Annotated in this window: 4 protein-coding genes; 2 read left to right on the top strand and 2 right to left on the bottom strand. The window is 42.7% G+C overall.

What is annotated here, in order from left to right:
- On the bottom strand, positions 1 to 1,352 hold a 1,352-nt coding region (locus ACTIE6_RS20960; RefSeq protein WP_439558491.1), incomplete at its 3' end, for a permease prefix domain 2-containing transporter.
- Positions 1,349 to 1,684, bottom strand: a complete 336-nt coding sequence (locus tag ACTIE6_RS20955) for a PadR family transcriptional regulator (RefSeq protein WP_439558490.1) — start codon at positions 1,682 to 1,684, stop codon at positions 1,349 to 1,351. The genes ACTIE6_RS20955 and ACTIE6_RS20960, both read right to left, overlap by 4 nt.
- A gap of 676 nt (positions 1,685 to 2,360) precedes the next feature.
- On the opposite strand from ACTIE6_RS20955, the gene ACTIE6_RS20950 reads away from it, so the two are divergent.
- Positions 2,361 to 2,555 (top strand): hypothetical protein, encoded by a 195-nt coding sequence (locus ACTIE6_RS20950; protein WP_439558489.1) that lies wholly within the window; start codon positions 2,361 to 2,363, stop codon positions 2,553 to 2,555.
- 4 nt (positions 2,556 to 2,559) lie between these two features.
- Positions 2,560 to 3,288 (top strand): recombinase family protein (locus ACTIE6_RS20945; RefSeq protein ID WP_439558488.1); only part of this gene is annotated, 729 nt, incomplete at its 3' end.

Raw genomic sequence — 3,288 nt, 5'->3', positions numbered from 1 at the left:
GGTAGGAAAGAAACTGTTACCCCTAACGCCACCAGTAATGCCAGGACAGACATAATCATTGATTCTCCTAAAAACTGGAATATAAGTGACTCCCGATAAGCTCCCATTGCCTTACGAATACCCACTTCCCTAGCGCGTTTTTCTGACCTCGCCGTGCTCAGATTCATGAAATTGATACAGGCAATCAAGAGAATAAAGATACCAATAGAGCCAAAAATATACAGATAAGTAATGCTGCCATTTGGCGAGAGTTCGTTGCCAACGTTGGATTTAAGATAAATGTCAGGCACAGGTTGCAGAAACAGGCTTTTCGAAATACCCATTGCTTTCAAATCCTTGCCTCCCCTGCGCGCCAGGAATTCAGGCAACTTTGCTTCCAGACTTTTTAAATTTGCACCTGACAGGAGTTTTATATATGTGTGAAATATATTATTGGCCGCCCAGTTCCGTTGCTCGGTAACCCAACCACCAATATCCGAATTCTGCATTGAAAGCAGCAAATGCGCGTTTATGTGCGACTTATTGTTATCCCTGAAAACTCCGGTTACGTTATAATCGAAAGTACCAAATGCCAGGCCTATTTTGACCACCTTGCCCACTGGATTTTTATTGCCAAATATCTTGTCAGCAACCTTCTCAGAGAGCACTACCGTATTGGGACGGTTCAGTGCCGCATGAGCCGATCCGAATTTAAAATCATAGGTAAATACATCAAATACGGTTGAATCGGCATAGTAGGCATTCTGCTCAAAAAATTCTTTTCTGCCCGTGCCTTCGCCATATTTCAGGAGTACCTCTTCAAAGCCGGAGAACTTTAAAATCCGCGTAGAAACCGCTATTTCTGGAAAATCCTGCTTCAAGCTGGAAGCTACTGGCCCGGCCAGCGATGACCATTTTTCCGTAGGAGTATCCAAAGAAACCCGGAACAGCCGATCAGAATCTGCATGGTGCTTATCTACTTGCCACTCGTCTGCAATGTACAGGATAATCATCAGGCAGGTTGCCAGTCCAAGTGCCAGACCAAAGATATTGATGGCGGAATACACTTTGCTGTTACAAACGTTCCTGAAAGCAATTTTGAAATAGTTATAAAGCATATTAAAGCTAAAATAAGAATGTGACGAAAATCTAGAAGAGCGCTTTTTGATAAATTGCGGTTTAATGAAACCTATTATTTCCAAGCCGTATTGCCATCGTGCCTTATTCAAACCATGAAGCCTGACCTGATAGTGAAATTCTTCGAGCAAATCGCCCTGAATAGTTTCAAGCATGTGCCGGTCGCAGAACTTACGCAGCAACCAGTCCGCCCAACACGGCGGCTTGGGCTCGTCTTTTTCCAAAGGGGCCATCATCCTACGGAAAGTTTAAATGGATTCAATAACCTGCCCCATAAACTTTCTCTTACTTGCCGGATCTCTTGCAAAGCGTGCTGACCTAGCGCAGTCACGCTAAACAGTTTTTTCCGCCGGCCTCCACGTTCAGCAGTGGGCTGACCCATTGTCGATTTTACCATTCCCTTTTCTTCCAAGCGCATCAAAGCAGCGTGAACCTGGTTCAAACGCAGCTCTCGTCCGGTTTGGGCAATAATTTCGTGCATTAATGCGACGCCATACGCATCGCCATCTATCACAGCTACTGTCAGAAGCACGATTTCCTCAAACTCTCCAAGATAGGTCCGTTTCATATATTAATTAATTCTATTTTTGCTGATCAAATAGCCTGCCAATAAGATTATTTTTTCGATTGTATCTTAAAGTCAGTTGATTATGTTTTTTTAACGGTATGTATTGTCCGAAAACGAACATTAAATGTCCGGTTTTTAAATAGGTATGTTTGGAGTTGGCGAAAGCGTCCAATAATCCGTTAGCCTTTCGTGAGCTTAAAACACGAAACTAAAGGAGGAACGAAGCTCTGTCTGCCTGTATGTCATAACAGCGAAAATCGCCGATACTTGGAGTCTCTGCCAAGTTAAAGATGCATGATAATTATAAAGAAAGAATGCAAAATATTGTTGAAATTCACATAGTATTGAATAAAATTCGATAACGGCCACAGTTCGTTTTAACCACGGTATTAGTGTACACCAATCAATCGGTAGGCCGCATTACATTTTACTCATTTTCAGATAATTAGTCCTGATATCAATTTTAAATCATCAAGCAACCGGTTCGACATTTGTTCCGTTGCGGGTGGAATAGTAGCATCACCAGGTCATCTCTTCTACGTTAGAAACTTAGCTATACAATCAATTCCAGTAGGTAAGCGCATTCATGATTATTTCACCTATTCGAAAATCGAAGGGGTCTTTGTTCCATTTTTTCTCAGACTTAAATTTAAGCTGAGGGAAATGGCAAAGGGAAATGGAAACGACCAACGAACAAAAAAGAATTCAAATTCAGAAGATTATAAATGATTTGAAAAATATAGGTGAAGAAATCTCCTATGAACAAGCAACGTTGATGTTCAATTCGATGCAACAACTGGCTACATTGGCGATTAATCAGTATTTTCGTGATACTTCTCACAACGAAGGCATCTCAGTAACAAAACTTTAACTCAATGGCAAAAGCTATCCTATATGTCAGAGTGAGCACTGACGAGCAAGCAGAGAAGGGCTACTCACAAAGGGATCAGGAAGAACGGCTTCGGAATTGGTGTAAAATCAATTCGGTCGAAGTCAGTGAGGTGATCTTGGAGGATCATTCGGCCAAAACATTCATACGACCACAATGGCAGTTATTATTACAGCGCCTAAAAAATAACAAGCGATTGAATATTGCCCACATCCTATTCACAAAATGGGACAGGTTTAGCAGAAATGCTGGTGACGCCTATCAAATGATAAGCCATCTTCGGCGATTGGGAATAAATCCACAGGCCATCGAGCAGCCATTAGATTTGCGGGTTCCGGAAAACAAAATGATGCTTGCGTTTTACCTGGCCGCGCCAGAAGTTGAAAATGACCGGCGTGCCTTAAACGTTTTTCATGGGATGAGGCGCGCGAAGAAAGAAGGACGATGGGTCGCATCAGCGCCGATGGGCTACCGAAACACTATATCACCTGATGGAAGGAAAACCATCGTCCCTGACGCCAGCAAAGCCCCGATCCTTCGCTGGATTTTCGAAGAATTAGCCACCGGGCGATTTAATACCGAGCAAGTCTGGAAAATGGCAATCACACGCGGCTTAAAATGCAGCAAGAATAACTTTTGGCTTGCGATAAGGAATCCAGTTTATTGTGGTAAAATTTTCATACCGGAATTCGAGGGCGAAAAGGCCCATTGTGTT

Source organism: Dyadobacter sp. (genome assembly GCF_051859145.1).
Classification (GTDB): Bacteria; Bacteroidota; Bacteroidia; order Cytophagales; family Spirosomataceae; genus Dyadobacter.
The sequence above is the reverse complement of the archived record's forward strand: the minus strand, read 5'-3'. Positions and strand labels throughout refer to the sequence as shown.